1 protein-coding gene is annotated in these 239 nt (G+C 60.7%); it reads right to left on the reverse strand.

All coding sequences use genetic code 11. The features are described 5' to 3' along the window. On the reverse strand, positions 1 to 239 hold a 239-nt coding region (locus SB786_RS37580), incomplete at both ends, for a TauD/TfdA family dioxygenase (RefSeq protein ID WP_410731758.1).

The following is a 239-nucleotide window of genomic DNA, read 5'->3' on the forward strand; positions in this document are numbered from 1 at the left end:
GCTCGAGGCAGTAGAACCATTGCAGGTCGGGCGTGAACGGCAGGTTGCCGTTCTCACGGTGCAGGCCCATTTCCAGCTCGCCGGCATCGATTTCGGCGGTGTTCTCCGTCGAGGTCTTGCGCGCTGGATCGAACGTGACGCGCGCCGAACGCAGGCTGACGAAGCGGTTGAAATCGTCGAGCGTATCGGCGAAATTGCGAAAGATCACGACACCCGAATGGGCGAGTTGCTCGTACAAC

The sequence above is a fragment of the Burkholderia sp. SIMBA_062 genome, assembly GCF_046534765.1.
In the GTDB taxonomy this organism is placed as follows: domain Bacteria; phylum Pseudomonadota; class Gammaproteobacteria; order Burkholderiales; family Burkholderiaceae; genus Burkholderia; species Burkholderia ambifaria.